The sequence below is a fragment of the Kineothrix sp. MB12-C1 genome, assembly GCF_030863805.1.
Classification (GTDB): Bacteria; Bacillota; Clostridia; order Lachnospirales; family Lachnospiraceae; genus Kineothrix.
Map to the genome: position 1 here is coordinate 525124 of NZ_CP132957.1, position 15154 is coordinate 540277.

Annotated in this window: 15 protein-coding genes; all 15 read right to left on the reverse strand. The window is 42.9% G+C overall.

Annotated elements, in window-relative coordinates:
• Positions 1-10 precede the first annotated feature (10 nt).
• Positions 11-1393: a DNA repair protein RadA gene (gene radA, locus RBB56_RS02540; RefSeq protein WP_306720838.1), complete on the reverse strand. Its 1383-nt coding sequence runs from the start codon at positions 1391-1393 to the stop codon at positions 11-13.
• Between the two features lie 117 nt (positions 1394-1510).
• Positions 1511-1921, reverse strand: a complete 411-nt coding sequence (locus tag RBB56_RS02545; RefSeq protein WP_306720839.1) for an endosialidase — start codon at positions 1919-1921, stop codon at positions 1511-1513.
• A 110-nt stretch (positions 1922-2031) separates the two neighbouring features.
• On the reverse strand, positions 2032-4485 hold the full coding sequence (locus RBB56_RS02550) for an ATP-dependent Clp protease ATP-binding subunit (RefSeq protein WP_306720840.1): 2454 nt from the start codon (positions 4483-4485) through the stop codon (positions 2032-2034).
• Entirely contained in the window at positions 4485-4862 is a 378-nt protein-coding gene (locus tag RBB56_RS02555) for a GntR family transcriptional regulator (protein WP_306720841.1), read from the reverse strand. Before RBB56_RS02555 ends, RBB56_RS02550 begins: the two co-directional genes overlap by 1 nt.
• 131 nt (positions 4863-4993) lie before the next feature.
• A complete protein-coding gene (locus RBB56_RS02560) occupies positions 4994-6367 on the reverse strand; it encodes an SH3 domain-containing protein (RefSeq protein WP_306720842.1) in 1374 nt (457 codons plus the stop codon).
• A 34-nt stretch (positions 6368-6401) separates the two neighbouring features.
• Positions 6402-6869 (reverse strand): hypothetical protein, encoded by a 468-nt coding sequence (locus tag RBB56_RS02565; RefSeq protein WP_306720843.1) that lies wholly within the window; start codon positions 6867-6869, stop codon positions 6402-6404.
• Between the two features lie 15 nt (positions 6870-6884).
• Positions 6885-8168, reverse strand: a complete 1284-nt coding sequence (gene purD, locus RBB56_RS02570) for a phosphoribosylamine--glycine ligase (RefSeq protein ID WP_306722072.1) — start codon at positions 8166-8168, stop codon at positions 6885-6887.
• Positions 8165-8794 (reverse strand): phosphoribosylglycinamide formyltransferase, encoded by a 630-nt coding sequence (gene purN / locus RBB56_RS02575; RefSeq protein WP_306720844.1) that lies wholly within the window; start codon positions 8792-8794, stop codon positions 8165-8167. Before purN ends, purD begins: the two co-directional genes overlap by 4 nt.
• The gene (gene purM, locus RBB56_RS02580; RefSeq protein WP_306720845.1) at positions 8788-9828 is read right to left on the reverse strand and encodes a phosphoribosylformylglycinamidine cyclo-ligase; all 1041 of its coding nucleotides are present in this window, start codon (positions 9826-9828) and stop codon (positions 8788-8790) included. Before purM ends, purN begins: the two co-directional genes overlap by 7 nt.
• Positions 9829-9886: 58 nt before the next feature.
• Complete coding sequence (gene purE / locus RBB56_RS02585; RefSeq protein WP_306720846.1) at positions 9887-10390, reverse strand: 5-(carboxyamino)imidazole ribonucleotide mutase; 504 nt, start codon at positions 10388-10390, stop codon at positions 9887-9889.
• Between the two features lie 72 nt (positions 10391-10462).
• Positions 10463-12538 (reverse strand): aminopeptidase, encoded by a 2076-nt coding sequence (locus RBB56_RS02590; RefSeq protein WP_306720847.1) that lies wholly within the window; start codon positions 12536-12538, stop codon positions 10463-10465.
• A 75-nt stretch (positions 12539-12613) separates the two neighbouring features.
• Positions 12614-12958, reverse strand: a complete 345-nt coding sequence (locus RBB56_RS02595) for a DUF6142 family protein (protein WP_306720848.1) — start codon at positions 12956-12958, stop codon at positions 12614-12616.
• Positions 12959-13001: 43 nt separating this feature from the next.
• Positions 13002-13154: a hypothetical protein gene (locus RBB56_RS02600; protein WP_306720849.1), complete on the reverse strand. Its 153-nt coding sequence runs from the start codon at positions 13152-13154 to the stop codon at positions 13002-13004.
• Between the two features lie 16 nt (positions 13155-13170).
• Complete coding sequence (gene pyrE, locus RBB56_RS02605) at positions 13171-13845, reverse strand: orotate phosphoribosyltransferase (RefSeq protein WP_306720850.1); 675 nt, start codon at positions 13843-13845, stop codon at positions 13171-13173.
• An 89-nt stretch (positions 13846-13934) separates the two neighbouring features.
• The gene (locus RBB56_RS02610; protein ID WP_306720851.1) at positions 13935-15077 is read right to left on the reverse strand and encodes a tyrosine-type recombinase/integrase; all 1143 of its coding nucleotides are present in this window, start codon (positions 15075-15077) and stop codon (positions 13935-13937) included.
• Between the last annotated feature and the right edge of the window lie 77 nt (positions 15078-15154).

The window sequence follows — 15154 nt, forward strand, 5'->3', positions numbered from 1 at the left end:
CTCTTTCTCCCTATATGAGGTCAATGGCATCACGTACCGATCTGACCCCGATTAGTTTCATTCCCTTTTCCATTCCTTTCAGACTCTCTAAGCAGACTGCAGGCAGAATACAGGTGGTAAATCCAAGTTTCCCCGCTTCCTGCACCCTCTGCTGTGCCATGCTGACAGCACGTACCTCACCACTTAATCCTACTTCTCCGAAAGCGATTATCTTATCATCGATGGCACGGTTCTTGAAGCTCGAAACGATGGCCATTACGATTCCCAAATCGATAGCTGGCTCTGCCATGCGGATACCTCCGGCAAGGTTCACATAAGCATCGCAGCCTGACATCTGTAAGCCGACTCTCTTTTCCAGCACTGCCATCAGAAGATTCACCCGATTGAAATCGGTACCGATTGCCTGACGCCTGGGAATACCGAAATTACTGCCGCATACAAGTGCCTGTATCTCCAACAGAATAGGGCGGCTTCCTTCCATAGAGCAAGTAACTACCGATCCGCTTGCCTCCTCCGGTCTTCCATTCAACATAAACTCCGAAGGATTCTTCACCTCGATCAATCCTTCTCCCCTCATCTCGAAAACGCCGATTTCATTCGTCGATCCAAATCGATTCTTCACACCGCGTAATATACGGTAAGAAGCGTGCCTGTCTCCTTCGAAATAAAGCACCGTATCCACCATATGCTCCAATACCCTCGGTCCTGCCACTGTCCCTTCTTTTGTTACATGACCTACGAGAAAAATAGAGATATTCATTCCCTTCGCGAGCTGCAAGAAGAGATTCGTTGATTCTCTCACCTGGGATACGCTGCCGGGCGCTGCCGATACCTCCTCGCTATACATCGTTTGGATAGAGTCAATTACCGCGATATCCGGCTTTATTTCCTTCAAAGTCTCTTCGATAACAGATAGATTCGTTTCACATAAGAGCAAAAGATTATCGTTAAACTCTCCGATTCGATTAGCGCGTATCTTAATCTGTCTTAGAGACTCCTCACCGGAAAGATATAATACCTTATGACCTGCCCCTGCCAGCTTCTGACAAACTTGAAGCAAAAGTGTCGATTTACCGATTCCCGGATCGCCTCCCACTAATGTTAAGGAACCGGGAACAATTCCTCCCCCCAGCACTCGATCGAGTTCTTCCATCCGGGTACTTGTTCTCTCTTCGCTCCCCATGGAAACCTCAGATAACTTCGAAGGCTCCGCCCTTCTGGCTATAGAGTTCCCTGATTTCACCGTACTGCTAAGTCCTTTAGTACCTATATTTACCCTTTCCTCTACAAAAGTATTCCATGCCTTGCATCCGGGACATTGTCCCATCCATTTCGACGATTCATGACCACAATCCTGGCAGAAAAATACCATTGTGCTTTTGCTCTTTGCCATTTGCTTCCTCCATATGTCTCTTAAACGTTACCTAACATAATATACTCAATTTCAACAAAAAGCGGGACTTTCTTAATATGACCGTCCCGCCTTTTGCTTCTTCTATTTTTATTGTCTTTATTTTATGATTCGGACATTGACTTCCCCTGCGCTGGCAAGCTCCACGCTTAAGTTCAGCTTACCTCCCAAGTTCGTACTCATCTTACCGATACTCTCTCCATCGATAAAAATTTCGTATTCCGTTTCATCTTGGAGGCCTACAGTAATCTGTGCATCCTCATCGCCTTCCACATCGAAAACGATGCCGTCTTGTGTCTCTTTAAAATTGGTGACGCTCGTTCCTGGTACCGATTCGTATACGAACATTCCGTTTTTTTCAAGCTTTGTCATCGTCTTGTAGGTCTTAACCTTCAACAGGTCGCCGCCGTATTCAAAATCCTCAAGCTTCGCTTTCTCTTCCAGTTTGTGGTTGCCAAAACTGATTGCGTCTTCGCCCTGTGTACGAAGTAATTCTTCCACCACTGCCATCTCTTACGTCCTCCTAAGTTTCCTTCGCATAATATGACACCTCTTTCAGTATCCTATTCATATTAATAGTATAATATATTTTTATTATTTAATCTACTATAAAATCCGAATCACACTTCTTTTTTCACGCGAAATGTAACCTTTCCCTCTTTGATGCCGGCAGTTACGCTATCTCCTGATTTTATTTTTCCTGCCAGGATTTCCTCGGCAAGAGCATCTTCAATTACTGTCTGAATCGCTCTTTTCAGCGGTCTCGCTCCCATTTTATAATCGGAATATTTATCTACAATATGCTCTTTGAGCGCCGGAGCAATCGTCAGGTTAATATTCATCTGACTTTTACAACGGTTCCTTAAATTAGCGGATAAGAGGGTTATAATCTGTGTCATATTATCTTTATTCAGAGGATGGAACACCATTATCTCATCAATTCGATTGATGAATTCCGGCTTGAACAATCTCTTCACTTCTTCCATTACTCCGGATTTCATCTTTTCATAGTTCTGCTTCTCGTCGGTCTGCGATGCAAATCCCAGATTCTTCGGATCGATAATCCTCTGAGCACCCGCATTGGATGTCATAATAAGTATTGTATTTTTAAAGCTTACTTTACGTCCCTTGGCATCTGTAATATGGCCATCATCGAGTACTTGCAGAAGAATATTGAACACATCAGGATGAGCCTTTTCAATTTCATCGAATAAGACTACCGAATAAGGATTTCTTCTCACCTTTTCACTGAGCTGCCCTCCTTCATCGAATCCTACATATCCCGGAGGGGATCCTATCATCTTGGATACGGAATGACCTTCCATATACTCAGACATATCCACACGAATCAACGAGTTCTCCGATCCGAACATGGCTTCTGCAAGTGCTTTACTAAGCTCTGTCTTACCTACACCGGTAGGCCCCAGGAAAAGGAATGATCCAATGGGCCTATTGGGATCCTGTAAGCCCACACGTCCTCTGCGCATCGCCTTTGCTACCGCAGATACCGCTTCTTCCTGCCCGATTACACGCTTATGCAGAATAGTTTCCAGCTTAAGCAACCGCTCACTCTCTTTTTCAGCCAACTTCTTTACCGGAATCTTCGTCCACATGGAGACAACTTCCGCAATTTCGTTCTCTCCTACCACATACTTGCGTGATTCCTGGTCGGAATCGAATCTGCGTTTTATTCTCTCATATTTCTTTATAAGTAAATCCTGATTTCGCTTTAATTCTCCTGCTTGGCTAAAGGCTTCTACCCGTACCGAACGTTCAATCTGCACATCCAGCTTAGCAATTTGTTCCGCCAACTCCTTCATCTTATCCGGCATATGCATCGTCTTAAGCCGCACGGCAGCAGCAGCCTCATCGATCAGGTCAATCGCCTTATCCGGCAGATTCCTGTCATTAATATATCTGGAAGAAAGTTGTACTGCGGCTTCTACCGCTTCTTCCAGAATCGTCACCTTATGATGATCCGTATATTTCCCTACAATCCCCTTCAGAATAGCTATCGCTTCCTCCTCTGTGGGTTCCTCTACATTCACCGGCTGGAATCTTCTCTCCAGAGCCGCATCTTTCTCTACATATTTGCGATACTCCGCAATCGTTGTCGCTCCGATTAGCTGAATCTCACCTCTCGCCAGAGAAGGCTTTAAGATATTCGAAGCATCGATCGCTCCTTCTGCACCTCCGGCACCGATAATCGTATGCATTTCATCCAAAAAGAGAATAACATTCCCATCTTCAATTACTTCTTTAATTACCTTCTTAATGCGTTCTTCGAATTCACCGCGATATTTACTGCCTGCAACCATTCCCGATAAATCCAAGGTAAGCACCCTCTTATTCTGTACAGTGAAAGGCACCTCGCCGGATACGATACGAAGAGCAAGCCCTTCTACCACTGCTGTCTTGCCAACCCCCGGTTCTCCGATCAAGCACGGATTATTCTTCATACGCCTGCTCAATATCTGAATCACTCTTCCTATTTCTTCTTCACGGCCAATAACAGGATCTAACTCTCCCTTTTTGGCAAGTGCAGTCAAGTCTCTGCTGTACTGTTCCAGAACGGAAGCGGTTCCCTTTTTCTTACCATTTTGCTTTCTCGCTAAATCTTCTTTATAGAGCGATCCATCCGCTCCGATAGCGATCAGGGCGTCTACATACACCTTTTGCAAAGATATCCCAAGTGTATTCAGCAGACGTACCGCTACATTTTCTCCCTCTTTAATAAGGGCCAGTAAAATATGCTCTGTTCCTGTTTTATCCAGTCCAAATCGTTCCGCTTGCCTGTGTGCTTCCTCTAATACCTTAAGGGCACGAGGGGAATAACCATCCCTCTCCTTTAAAGAAACGCCCGTCTCCGGTGCGATCAAATCCTTCACCATCTCAAGCAGCTGTATCTCCTCCACACCGTTCTCCGTAAGAATCTTCGATGCAACTCCTGTCTTCTCTCTTAAAAGGCCCATTAAAATATGTTCTGTTCCCACATATCCTTGTTTTAAATTCGCGGCCGCCTTTTCCGCCAGAGAAAGAGCGGTCTTTGCTTTATCCGTAAATTGTGACTGCATCAATTATTTCCTCCATAATCTTCATATACTTCATCAATAAGAGCATGCACTTCTTCTCTGGAAATATTCTTACATCTACTTCTTGCAAGTATTACCTTCAGATCTCTCTTCAGCTCTCCCAATGCTTCCATCTTATCCACATCGATCGCGATTACTGCACCGCGCCGCCTGTCCACCTTCACAAAACCTTCCTGTTTAAGAACAGTATATGCTTTATTCACCGTATGCATGTTAATGCCAATATCATCCGCAAGCTGCCTGACGGAAGGAAGTTCCTCCCCTTCTCTTATCCGGGATGTGGCGATCCCTATAATAATCTGATTGCGAAGCTGCAAATAAAGCGCCTCGTCACTATTAAAGTCTATCTCTATTATCATATCGATGATACCTTTCCCATGCTTTTTAAACTGTTATAGAAATATTATAACACTTAAAACATTATGTCAATATAGGAGTAAAGAATAAAATAAACGGGGCATACAGGCACTCGCCCATATCCCCCGATACTTTAGTCTCTATCATCCATATTCAAAAATTCAAATTCAAATTCATCATCATCGATCAGGAAATTCTTCGCCTTCTTCCTCACTTGAGGGGCTTCCTGTACTTGATCATCATCAACTCCCTGAGATTTAAAGACTGGAATCTTTTCATCAGGTGTTGCTCTACTTCCGGATGGAACATCCGCTTTTGCTGATTTGGAAGGTTTCACCGCCCTGATACTGCTTCTTTTTCTTATCGGCTCATCCTCTTCCTCATCGTCATCATCCTCGTCTTCGTCTTCATCGTCCTCATCTTCGTCTTCATCCTCCTCATCTTCATACTCTTCCTCTTCATAGAAATCTCGGATTTTGAACAACAATAAGGTGACTGCTATTGCGAGAATAACGGTTACTACTGCCAAGACAATAATTACGATTTTCTGTATGGCAAGCTGGTCACCTTCAGTTTCTTCCTGAGCAGCTCCTGCCTCCGCCGCCTGCATAAGTCCTGTCAGAGTCTGGCGTGTTCCGTTAATATTGTCATACAGATACCATTCATTTTCTCCTTCGTTATTCTGGGTGTACACCATCTCATAGTCAGGCTTTATTTCTTCTTCCGGCTCCACCGGCTGTTCTACTTCTTCCTCCGGCACTTCTCCTGTTTCTTCCGGTTCTGCTTCCTCTCCGCTGCCTTCTGTTTCTGTCGGTTCGTCAGCAGAAGTATCTGTAGGCGTCGGCGTAGCTGCCGGCGGTTCCCCCACCGTTACTAAATCTGCCCGAACAAAACCAACCACTTCTCTTCCTGCTGAGGTCGTGTATTTTATTTGATACCACTTCTTACCATCATTAGCTTTCGCCTCCCCGGTAATAGTAACTCCCGTATTTTTGGCAGCCGATCCGACAATTTCATGGTTGGTGGAAGCACCCTCTCTGACTCTTACACTTTCATAATTGATATAAGCCTTTGTTTCCGCAATAGGAGTCGCTGTAGTAGCCGCCGGCTTCTGCTCTGTCTCATTATTATTGTTTGTATTATTCGCCGTATTACCTGTTGTAGACGATGAATTATTGTTGGTCGTAGCTCCGGTAGATGATGTCGCTTTAATCAGCAGATCTGAACGTATATATCCGGTACTATTGTCCGCTGTCACCTTATACCAGACCATTCCTGCACTGTCTGTAACCTCATCCGTAACCGTCACAGTACTGCCCTTTAACAGTCCTACTACTACATCACTTGAAGTTGTCGGTTCCTTCCTTACTTTTGCCGCGTCCGCCGAGACAATACCAGTCGTCTGCGTATACGCCTGACTCACTATAGGCGTACAAACAAAAATAGCCATGGAAAACAGCGCACATGCCGCTGCGGTCAATAATTTACCTGAAATAATTTTCTTCATCCGTGTTCCTCCCCGTACGGGTCCCTTCATTTACTTATCGATTAATGTAACGCATCTCGCCACTTTCCCGAGGCTTAGTATCCATTCCATAACCTGATATGGCGCGTGCTGCGCGCTCCTGTTCCTCTTTATTTCTGTGATAAGCCACTTCACATTTATCACAGAGACTGCCATGCCGAATATTAATACCACAGATATCACATTTTAAAAAAGTTCTGGAATCCGATGCGATTTCCAGCCGGGATTCTTTTAACATCTGTCGTATGGACTTTGCACTTACTCCCGTTCCCTCAGTAATCTGTGCCTGTGTAGATCCGGGATTTCTCTCGATATAGCTGCGGGCCTTCCCATAATCATCAAAATCAATATCACGGCAATCCTCACATTCGTACTCCCCTACCCCTTTAAAAATCATAATTCCGCCGCATGCATTACATTTGTACGGCCGATTATAATCACCGTCACCCAATACCCCTCTCACAGCAATTTTTTTATCTTTCATGTACGACACCTCATTTTATGATATTTCATCTATCGCTTTCCCAATATCATGGCGCATATATTTATTATCAAAAAGCACCCATTCCGTTGCTTTATAGGCGTTCTCTCTCGCTTCCTTAAGATCTCCTCCCTTTGCTGTAACTCCAAGAACTCTTCCTCCATCCGTTACAATTCCTTCATCCGTAAGTTTTGTACCCGCATGGAAACAATAATATCCTTCTTTTCCTTCAAAGTTCTCGAGACCGCGTATCACGTATCCTTTCTCATATTTCACAGGATACCCATCAGATGCCAGAACAACACATACTGCTGCATTATCTTCGAATTGCAAATCTATTTCGTCCAGCCTGCCATCAATGCAAGCCTCCATCACTTCAATAATATCATTTTTCATTCTCGGAAGCACGACTTGAGCCTCCGGATCTCCGAATCTGGCATTATATTCCAATACCCTCGGACCTTTTTGTGTCAACATCAGCCCGAAGAAGATAATTCCTTTGAACTCCCTGCCTTCCCCTGCCATAGCATCTACCGTTGCCTGATAGACGTAACGGTTACAGAAGTCCTCTACTTCCTTTGTATAAAAGGGACTGGGAGAGAAAGTGCCCATTCCACCCGTATTCAATCCTTGGTCTCCATCCATCGCCCGTTTATGATCTTGGGCGGAGGTCATAGTCTTTACTGTCTTTCCATCTACAAAAGAAAGAACTGAAACCTCTCTTCCTACCATGAACTCTTCAATTACTAACCGATTGCCTGCACAGCCGAATTGCTTATCCAACATAATCGCTGTAACGCCTTCCTTCGCTTCTTCCAGCGTCTGACAGATCAAAACTCCTTTTCCAAGAGCGAGTCCATCCGCCTTAAGCACGATAGGAAAATCCTCTTCTTTCAACTGTTCTAAGTAAGAAACAGCCTCCTTAGCATCATCAAAGTTCTCATATGCAGCTGTTGGAATACCGTATTTTTTCATTAAAACTTTGGAAAAAGCCTTACTTCCTTCCAGAATTGCCGCATTTTTCTTCGGACCGAAGGCACGTATTCCTGCCGCTTCCAAGACATCCACAAGTCCTCCCACCAAAGGGTCATCCATACCGACAATAGTTAAATCAATCGCTTCCTCTTTCGCAAAAGCAGCAATACGATCGAACTCCATCGCTCCTATCGGAACACACTGCGCAATCTGTCCGATGCCGGCATTTCCCGGTGCACAATAAATCTTCTCCACCTTCTGGCTTTTTGCTACGCTCGCTACTATCGCATGTTCTCTTCCGCCGCCGCCGACAACGAGTACCTTCATCCTTCTATCCTCCTGCATTTGCCTTCTTTTATCTTTATTTTCCCCTGTGCAATCATTCTGATCGCTTCCGGCAGAATCACCCATTCCGCTTCTTCCATTACACGTTTTTGTAGGCTTGCGGCCGTATCATCATCCTCTACGGATACTGCCTTTTGTAAGATAATCGGACCGGTATCCGTTCCCTCATCCACAAAATGTACGGTAGCTCCTGTTATCTTAACCCCACGGGAGAGTACACCTTCATGCACCTTAAGACCATAATATCCCGTTCCGCAAAAGGCCGGAATCAAAGAAGGATGCACATTAATGATTCTATTCGCGTAGGCTTTTATCATAGCCTCCGGAAGCACCACCAAAAAGCCTGCAAGTACTATCAAATCCGGCGTCGCTTCTTCTATCGTATGTAATAAGGCTTCATTAAAGCTATTCCTGTCCTCATAATCTTTCGGCGATACACAAACGGCGTCTATACTGTTTTGCCTTGCCCGTTCTAACGCGTAAGCATTTTTATTATTACTGATAACCCGGACAATTTCAACATCCGTAATTGTCTTATTCTTTACTCCGTCAATGATTGCCTGTAAATTTGTTCCCCCACCGGAAACGCATGCGACAATCCTTAACATATGGTCACTCCTTTTTCTCCCTCTGCTGTTGCAGTTTCCACATGTCCGATGATATAAGCTTTCTCACCCTCTGCAAGCAGAGCATCTACTGCTGCTTGTGCCTGACTTTCCTTTACTGCTAAGATCATACCGAGTCCCATATTGAAGGTGTTGTACATCATCTTCTCTTCCAAATCCCCTGTTTCCTTTAAGAGTTTGAAAATAGAAGGGAGTTCATAACTATCTTTCTTTATCACTGCCATAACATTTTCCGGCAGCATTCTCGGAATATTCTCATAGAAACCGCCGCCTGTAATATGGCTGCATCCCTTTATTGCAACGCCTGCATTTTTTACTGCTTTTAAAGCATTCACATATATTTTCGTAGGAACAATCAATGCTTCTCCAAGGGTTGTTCCAAGTATATCATAATGGGTGTTCAGATTGTCAGATGTCATCTCAAATACTTTTCTTACAAGAGAAAAACCATTGCTGTGAACTCCTGAGGAAGCAATTCCTACAAGTACGTCTCCGGGCTTTATATTCGCTCCTGTAATCAGATCCTTCTCATCTACCACACCTACGGCAAATCCTGCAAGATCATATTCATCTTCCGGATAAAATCCAGGCATCTCGGCAGTCTCTCCGCCGATCAATGCGGCACCCGACTGCAGACAACCTTCCGCCACTCCCTTTACAATAGTAGCTATCTTCTCAGGATAATTCTTACCACAGGCAATGTAGTCGAGGAAAAATAAAGGTTCACCTCCGGCACAAGCAATATCATTCACACACATAGCTACACAATCAATCCCTACTGTATCATGCTTATCGAGCAAGAAAGCCAGCTTCAGCTTCGTTCCTACCCCGTCCGTTCCCGATACGAGTGTAGGTTTCTCCATATCCTTAATGGCTGCGAGAGAAAAAGCTCCCGAGAATCCACCAAGTCCGCCAAGTACCTCCGGTCTCATCGTTTCCTTCACATATTTTTTCATTAATTCCACTGACTGATAGCCTGCCTCAATATCTACACCGGCGTTCTTGTAATCCATCATATCTCCTCCACTGTTCACCCTATTTAATTTTGTTATAACTGCTCAGTACCCTCACAGTTTACTTATAGTTTTTGTATCCCACTTCCTGAAGCTTCGCATCCTTCGCCTGTACCGCTTCTCCAAGCGATGTGCCATACGCTTTCAGCTTCGCTAAAAGTTCTTCATCCGATGTGGCAAGAATCTTTGCCGCAAGAAGACCCGCGTTAGCTCCACCGTTAATTGCCACCGTAGCTACCGGAATACCGGAAGGCATCTGTACGATCGAATAAAGGGAGTCATTTCCTCCAAGAGACGTGGTATGCATCGGAATACCGATAACGGGCATCGGGAAAATCGCTGCGCACATCCCGGGTAGGTGAGCTGCCATTCCGGCACCTGCAATAATTACCTTAAATCCTTTCTCTTCCGCACTCTTTGCATATTCAAAAAATACATCAGGCTCTCTGTGAGCCGAAATAATTCTCATTTCATAAGAAATTCCAAGTTCCTCCAGAATATCAGCCGCCTTAGCCATTACCGACATATCCGAATCACTTCCCATAACAATTCCAACTTTCGCCATTACCTTTTCTCCTTTGCTCTTTTCATGTATTCTTAGTTTACTAAACTTCTTAAATGATTGCAATCATATTAATTATGAAAGGAAAGGTCTATTCAACTCTTCACAGCCATCCAGAACAAATCGCCCTTTTTCTATAATAGGAAGTATCTCCCCCTCTGCAGTCACTGCCGATAATTCTCCCAATTCATCATAAGGGATCGTAATATCCGTATGACAGTTAAAATAAGCCTTTCTGCTGTCGTTCTTTCGAAGCACAGATACTTCGTTATCTCTGGCAATAATCGCTTTTCCATCGGGATTATATGTCATGCTGTCCTCTTCATGAGAATAACACGTATCGCCTACTGCGAAATGAGGTCCCATTTTCTCAGCGATAAGAATCGGCAGTTTATCTGCAATTCCATATTTCTTCGCCGCTATATAAGCTACGGTATTCGTCCCTATGGCAAACTCACCGAGAGGAAGTGTGTCATGATGGAAGAGGACATTCTCCTTAATATATTTCCGGTTCTCCTCTTCCCGTTCGAAGTTCGCGCAACGATAGCTCGTTATCATACCGTCGGTAAAAATGATCTCCAGATCTTTATATTCCAGCTCTCCTAAAAACACTCTGCTTACATGTAAAATACCGGTTGTGCCTGTGAGTACCGGGGAGGTGAATACTTCTCCTACCGGAATATTTACATCTGCCACGCAGTTTTCAAAATTAGTCTCCTTCTGGGGATTTTCTAATTCATGCAGCATCACCTTTAGGTCTGTTCGATTCTCTCCCATCCCTTTAATCTGCACATATTTTGCTTTATCCAGCGTATCGATAATAGTCTGCTGTATCGTCTGATAAAGTTTATAATCTAAAGTATTGATTTTCACGATTTCATCGAAAATTTCCTCGTATTGGTCACCGATAGGAGGTACCGGAAAAGCTATGATCGTAAAACTTCTTTCATCTCCCTTAATATATTCGTTCTGCAATTCTCCTGCTGCCGACATATATTCCACCACCAGCTTCTGCTGTTTCTCAGAAAGGCGCAAAGCTTCTGCTTTTGTCTCGGGTACAAACGGTGTCTCCCCGAAAATTTCAACGACCGCAGGACCTCCATGTGCACCAGCCTCCTCTTTCAGATTCTCATAAGCCTTCTTCAATACCTCCAGCTTACGGTTCACAAACTGTTTATCGAGATACAATGCCTGATCATCCTTATGATCATAATCATACTGTTTGTTCGCACTTGTGCCGAAATAGCCGATTCGGTTCACTCCTTTATTGTGGAAGGCACTGACTCCGGCGCGGTAAATCACAGATTGCATTCCTATTTTCTCAAAGCCGCGCACCGATTCTCTGATCATACGCTCAAAACCCAAGGCATAGCGTATATTCACTGTCTTTTTCTTAGTAATGTCTTTACCGCCCACTTCAAAACCGATACGATACCCTTCCGTATAAGTATCCGCCATCAGTTTTATTTCTTCCGCTGACATTTCATTCAAATGCTTCGCCGTCTTAAGTTCACTATCCGTAATATATTCTCCGAAATAGTACAGATAACGCAAATCTTCCAAATCGCTTTCCATAATAATACGTAAAGCGAAATCCCGATTCGAGCAAAGCTGGTCTGCCAGTCTCTTCTCCGCTTCCGGCTCCGAATAGTCGCTGATGAACCAATAGATAATCTGCCTGATTTCCTCATAAACCGGCAGTCTTTTCTCCTCTTCCCATGCACAGCTGAATGTCTGGTAGATTTCCAGAAATAATTCCATACGAATCAACATCTCGATAAGATCCTGCTCATAAGCAAATACGATTAAGCCCCTAAGCTCCGCATATAAAAAAGACAAAAGCTGCCCATATTCTTCGCCCAGCTCCTTTACCGCATAAGCCGGGTTCGCATAACTCGTCCCGTAATTCTCCGGCAGCACATCTTCATACAGTTTCTTATTATGTGCCTGCAATTCTTCCATAGATGCCTGCTTCATTTTTCCGCTTTTCACATATTCATAAGTATCCGCCATTTCCAGTAAAAATGCGGCCGTTCGTTCAAAGTATGTCCTATAATTCCCATCCAGACACTGTTCTTGTCTTACTTCCCTAATTCGTTCCAGGGAAAGTTCATATCTTTCTAATAAATTCTCATTCATTCCAATAACCATACCCTTCTCATGACCTGCAGACTTAGGTGCAGGCACAATATTTGCAAGCGAAATAATCTCAAGTGTGAAAATCTCTTACATTATGTACGCTCCTGCATATAAAATAATACTGATGAGAGCCAATACCAAAATATTGCATCCGATCCCCAAATAAGAGAACAGATAATACCTGTCCTTCTCCATCCGTGAAAGGATACCAAGGACCAGCCCTGCCAGAGAAAAAATTGTCACCAAGAAAACCGCCGCTCCATATTGTGGAGCCGCTTCCCCATTATTTCTATAAGATAAGTAAATAGCTGCCGCCACCGAAATGATGGAAATCACACCGAGAACCACCGACATAATCCCCTTATCTGTATGCCTCTTCGACGTGAAAATATATCCGTTTTTTCTTCTTGCCCGATAATTCCTACGGTTCATAATCAACCTCTAAAAGGGCATCCTTTTCGGAATGCCCGTGCATTTAAAATAATATTTTCGATTTGCCAGATAACAGCTTCGCGCCGCTTATAATAAGAAGAACTCCTCCGGTAATCCCTGCCACAAGTGATACGACACCGATTACAATATTGAGGGCCCCTGAACCGCCCATAATTTTATAAATTCTCTCTTCCATAATATAATACCCCTTTCTACTTCGCCCCATATGTTGCATAATATGTATCGATAGCTTCTTTGCATGCATCATCAATATAGATTGTACCATGATACGGTTTATTATACAAATATTCCACTACTTCATCCATAGTCACAATCGCGCTTGCAGGGAAACCATATTTATCTTTTATTTCGGAGAGTGCACCCTTCTCCCCCTGTCCTTTTTCCATGCGGTTTAAGGAAACAATAAGCCCTTTCACTTCCACATTAGCCTGCTTCTTTAGAATGGGAAAAGTTTCTTCAATCGACTTTCCGGAAGTGGTAACATCTTCGATAATTACAACTTTATCACCATCTTTTAACTTACTTCCAAGAAGGATTCCTGTATCCCCGTGGTCCTTTTCTTCCTTTCTGTTGGAACAATATCTGACATCCTTACCATAAAGTTCGCTGATTGCCATCGTCGTTGCCACGCTTAAGGGAATCCCTTTATATGCCGGTCCGAACAGCACATCGAAGTCCAATCCATAATTATCATGAATCGCTTTGGCATAATATTCACCCAGCTTTCTAAGCTGAGTGCCGGTCACATACCCCCCTGCATTCATAAAAAACGGAGATTTACGTCCGCTTTTCAAAGTAAATTCTCCGAACTTAAGTACCTGGCTGTCCACCATAAATTCAATAAATTCCTGCTTGTAGCTTTCCATCTTTTTAAAACCTCCTGTAATTACAGGCTTTCAAGCCCTTCGTCTTATTTAAAATTGCGCTACTACACCATTTTTACACCATTTTGTGTCTAGGCTCTCTTTTGCTCCATCTTCTTCATTTCTTCGAACAGAGTGTCTTCTGTCGTATGAACATATAAATCCATTGTCATTTGAAGTGTACCATGTCCTAGTAGATGTTGAAGTGTTTTAGGTTGCATCCCATTTTCAATAGCGCGTGTTGCGAAAGTATGCCTAAAGGTATGAGGCGTAAAACGCTTAAAACTAGCATCTTTTTTCTGAATACTTTTTATAATCAAACCCATGCATTCTTGTACTAAAAATTGTTGCGTAGGTTGATTGTTCTTCGTAACAAACACAAGATCTTCATATCCTTCTAGTGCGACTTTTCCTCTGAAGACAATCTCTTGCTTTTGTATTTTCTGTTTCCTTAAAATCTTAATAGCTCTAGAGGTCAATGGAATAAGTCTTTTTCCATTATTAGTTTTAGTATCATGCATCTCAAATATGTACTTTCCATCTTTGCTAAAGTAACAAAGTGTATGTTGTACATGGATAACTTTTTTATTTAAATCAACATCAGACCATTGAAGACCACATAGTTCACCAACGCGCATACCAGTTTCAAGAGCTAATACAAACAGATTGTAGTAATACTTTTCTTCTGCCATTTTCAAAAACTTCTCTGTTTCACTTATTGTTAATACTCTTCTTTCCTTTTTATCTTCTTTCGAAACAATTGTATTAATTTGCTTTGCGACATTCTTAGTAATCAAATCGCTATCTAAAGCCTTATTAAGTAAATCAACTAATATTTTCTTCGAATTACTACGCTCATTATCAGAGTCCAATTGATTTATTGCATCCTGCATAGTTACCAAATTAAGAGCCTTTAATTTTCTCCATCCTAAATCGGACTTGATACGTCTGTAATGGATTGCGTATGATTCTTTTGTCGAATTTCTACAATTCTTCTTACAAGTGTTTTGCCATATATCATACCATTCATCAAGCGTAATATCTTTTTTAATGACATTAACCTGTTTTTCGTCCTCGTATTGCTCAGTACGCAACTTTTGATTTATTTCATTATAAGTCTTGGCATATATGGTCTGTCTTTTGCCAAATCTGTTAACAAACCTAGCTTGATATAAGCCATTTTTTCGTTGTGAGATACCTTTACCTAATTCTTTCCCTTTAAGTGATTTTCCCACCAGTTCCTCCTTCCTGTGCAAAATCGGGAAAAGAATCTTCGTTTGAACATTCAATGCCAATTTTATCACATTTATTA

What these genes read in the sequence shown, in the direction of transcription:
- radA (WP_306720838.1), bottom strand. Translation starts at nt 1,393, where the DNA reads ATGGCAAAGAGCAAAAGCACAATGGTATTTTTCTGCCAGGATTGTGGT.
- RBB56_RS02555 (WP_306720841.1), bottom strand. Translation starts at nt 4,862, where the DNA reads ATGATAATAGAGATAGACTTTAATAGTGACGAGGCGCTTTATTTGCAG.
- purM (WP_306720845.1), bottom strand. Translation starts at nt 9,828, where the DNA reads ATGATGGATTACAAGAACGCCGGTGTAGATATTGAGGCAGGCTATCAG.
- purD (WP_306722072.1), bottom strand. Translation starts at nt 8,168, where the DNA reads ATGAAGGTACTCGTTGTCGGCGGCGGCGGAAGAGAACATGCGATAGTA.
- RBB56_RS02590 (WP_306720847.1), bottom strand. Translation starts at nt 12,538, where the DNA reads ATGGTTATTGGAATGAATGAGAATTTATTAGAAAGATATGAACTTTCC.
- RBB56_RS02560 (WP_306720842.1), bottom strand. Translation starts at nt 6,367, where the DNA reads ATGAAGAAAATTATTTCAGGTAAATTATTGACCGCAGCGGCATGTGCG.
- RBB56_RS02550 (WP_306720840.1), bottom strand. Translation starts at nt 4,485, where the DNA reads ATGCAGTCACAATTTACGGATAAAGCAAAGACCGCTCTTTCTCTGGCG.
- purE (WP_306720846.1), bottom strand. Translation starts at nt 10,390, where the DNA reads ATGGCGAAAGTTGGAATTGTTATGGGAAGTGATTCGGATATGTCGGTA.
- RBB56_RS02565 (WP_306720843.1), bottom strand. Translation starts at nt 6,869, where the DNA reads ATGAAAGATAAAAAAATTGCTGTGAGAGGGGTATTGGGTGACGGTGAT.
- purN (WP_306720844.1), bottom strand. Translation starts at nt 8,794, where the DNA reads ATGTTAAGGATTGTCGCATGCGTTTCCGGTGGGGGAACAAATTTACAG.
- RBB56_RS02595 (WP_306720848.1), bottom strand. Translation starts at nt 12,958, where the DNA reads ATGAACCGTAGGAATTATCGGGCAAGAAGAAAAAACGGATATATTTTC.
- pyrE (WP_306720850.1), bottom strand. Translation starts at nt 13,845, where the DNA reads ATGGAAAGCTACAAGCAGGAATTTATTGAATTTATGGTGGACAGCCAG.
- RBB56_RS02600 (WP_306720849.1), bottom strand. Translation starts at nt 13,154, where the DNA reads ATGGAAGAGAGAATTTATAAAATTATGGGCGGTTCAGGGGCCCTCAAT.
- RBB56_RS02545 (WP_306720839.1), bottom strand. Translation starts at nt 1,921, where the DNA reads ATGGCAGTGGTGGAAGAATTACTTCGTACACAGGGCGAAGACGCAATC.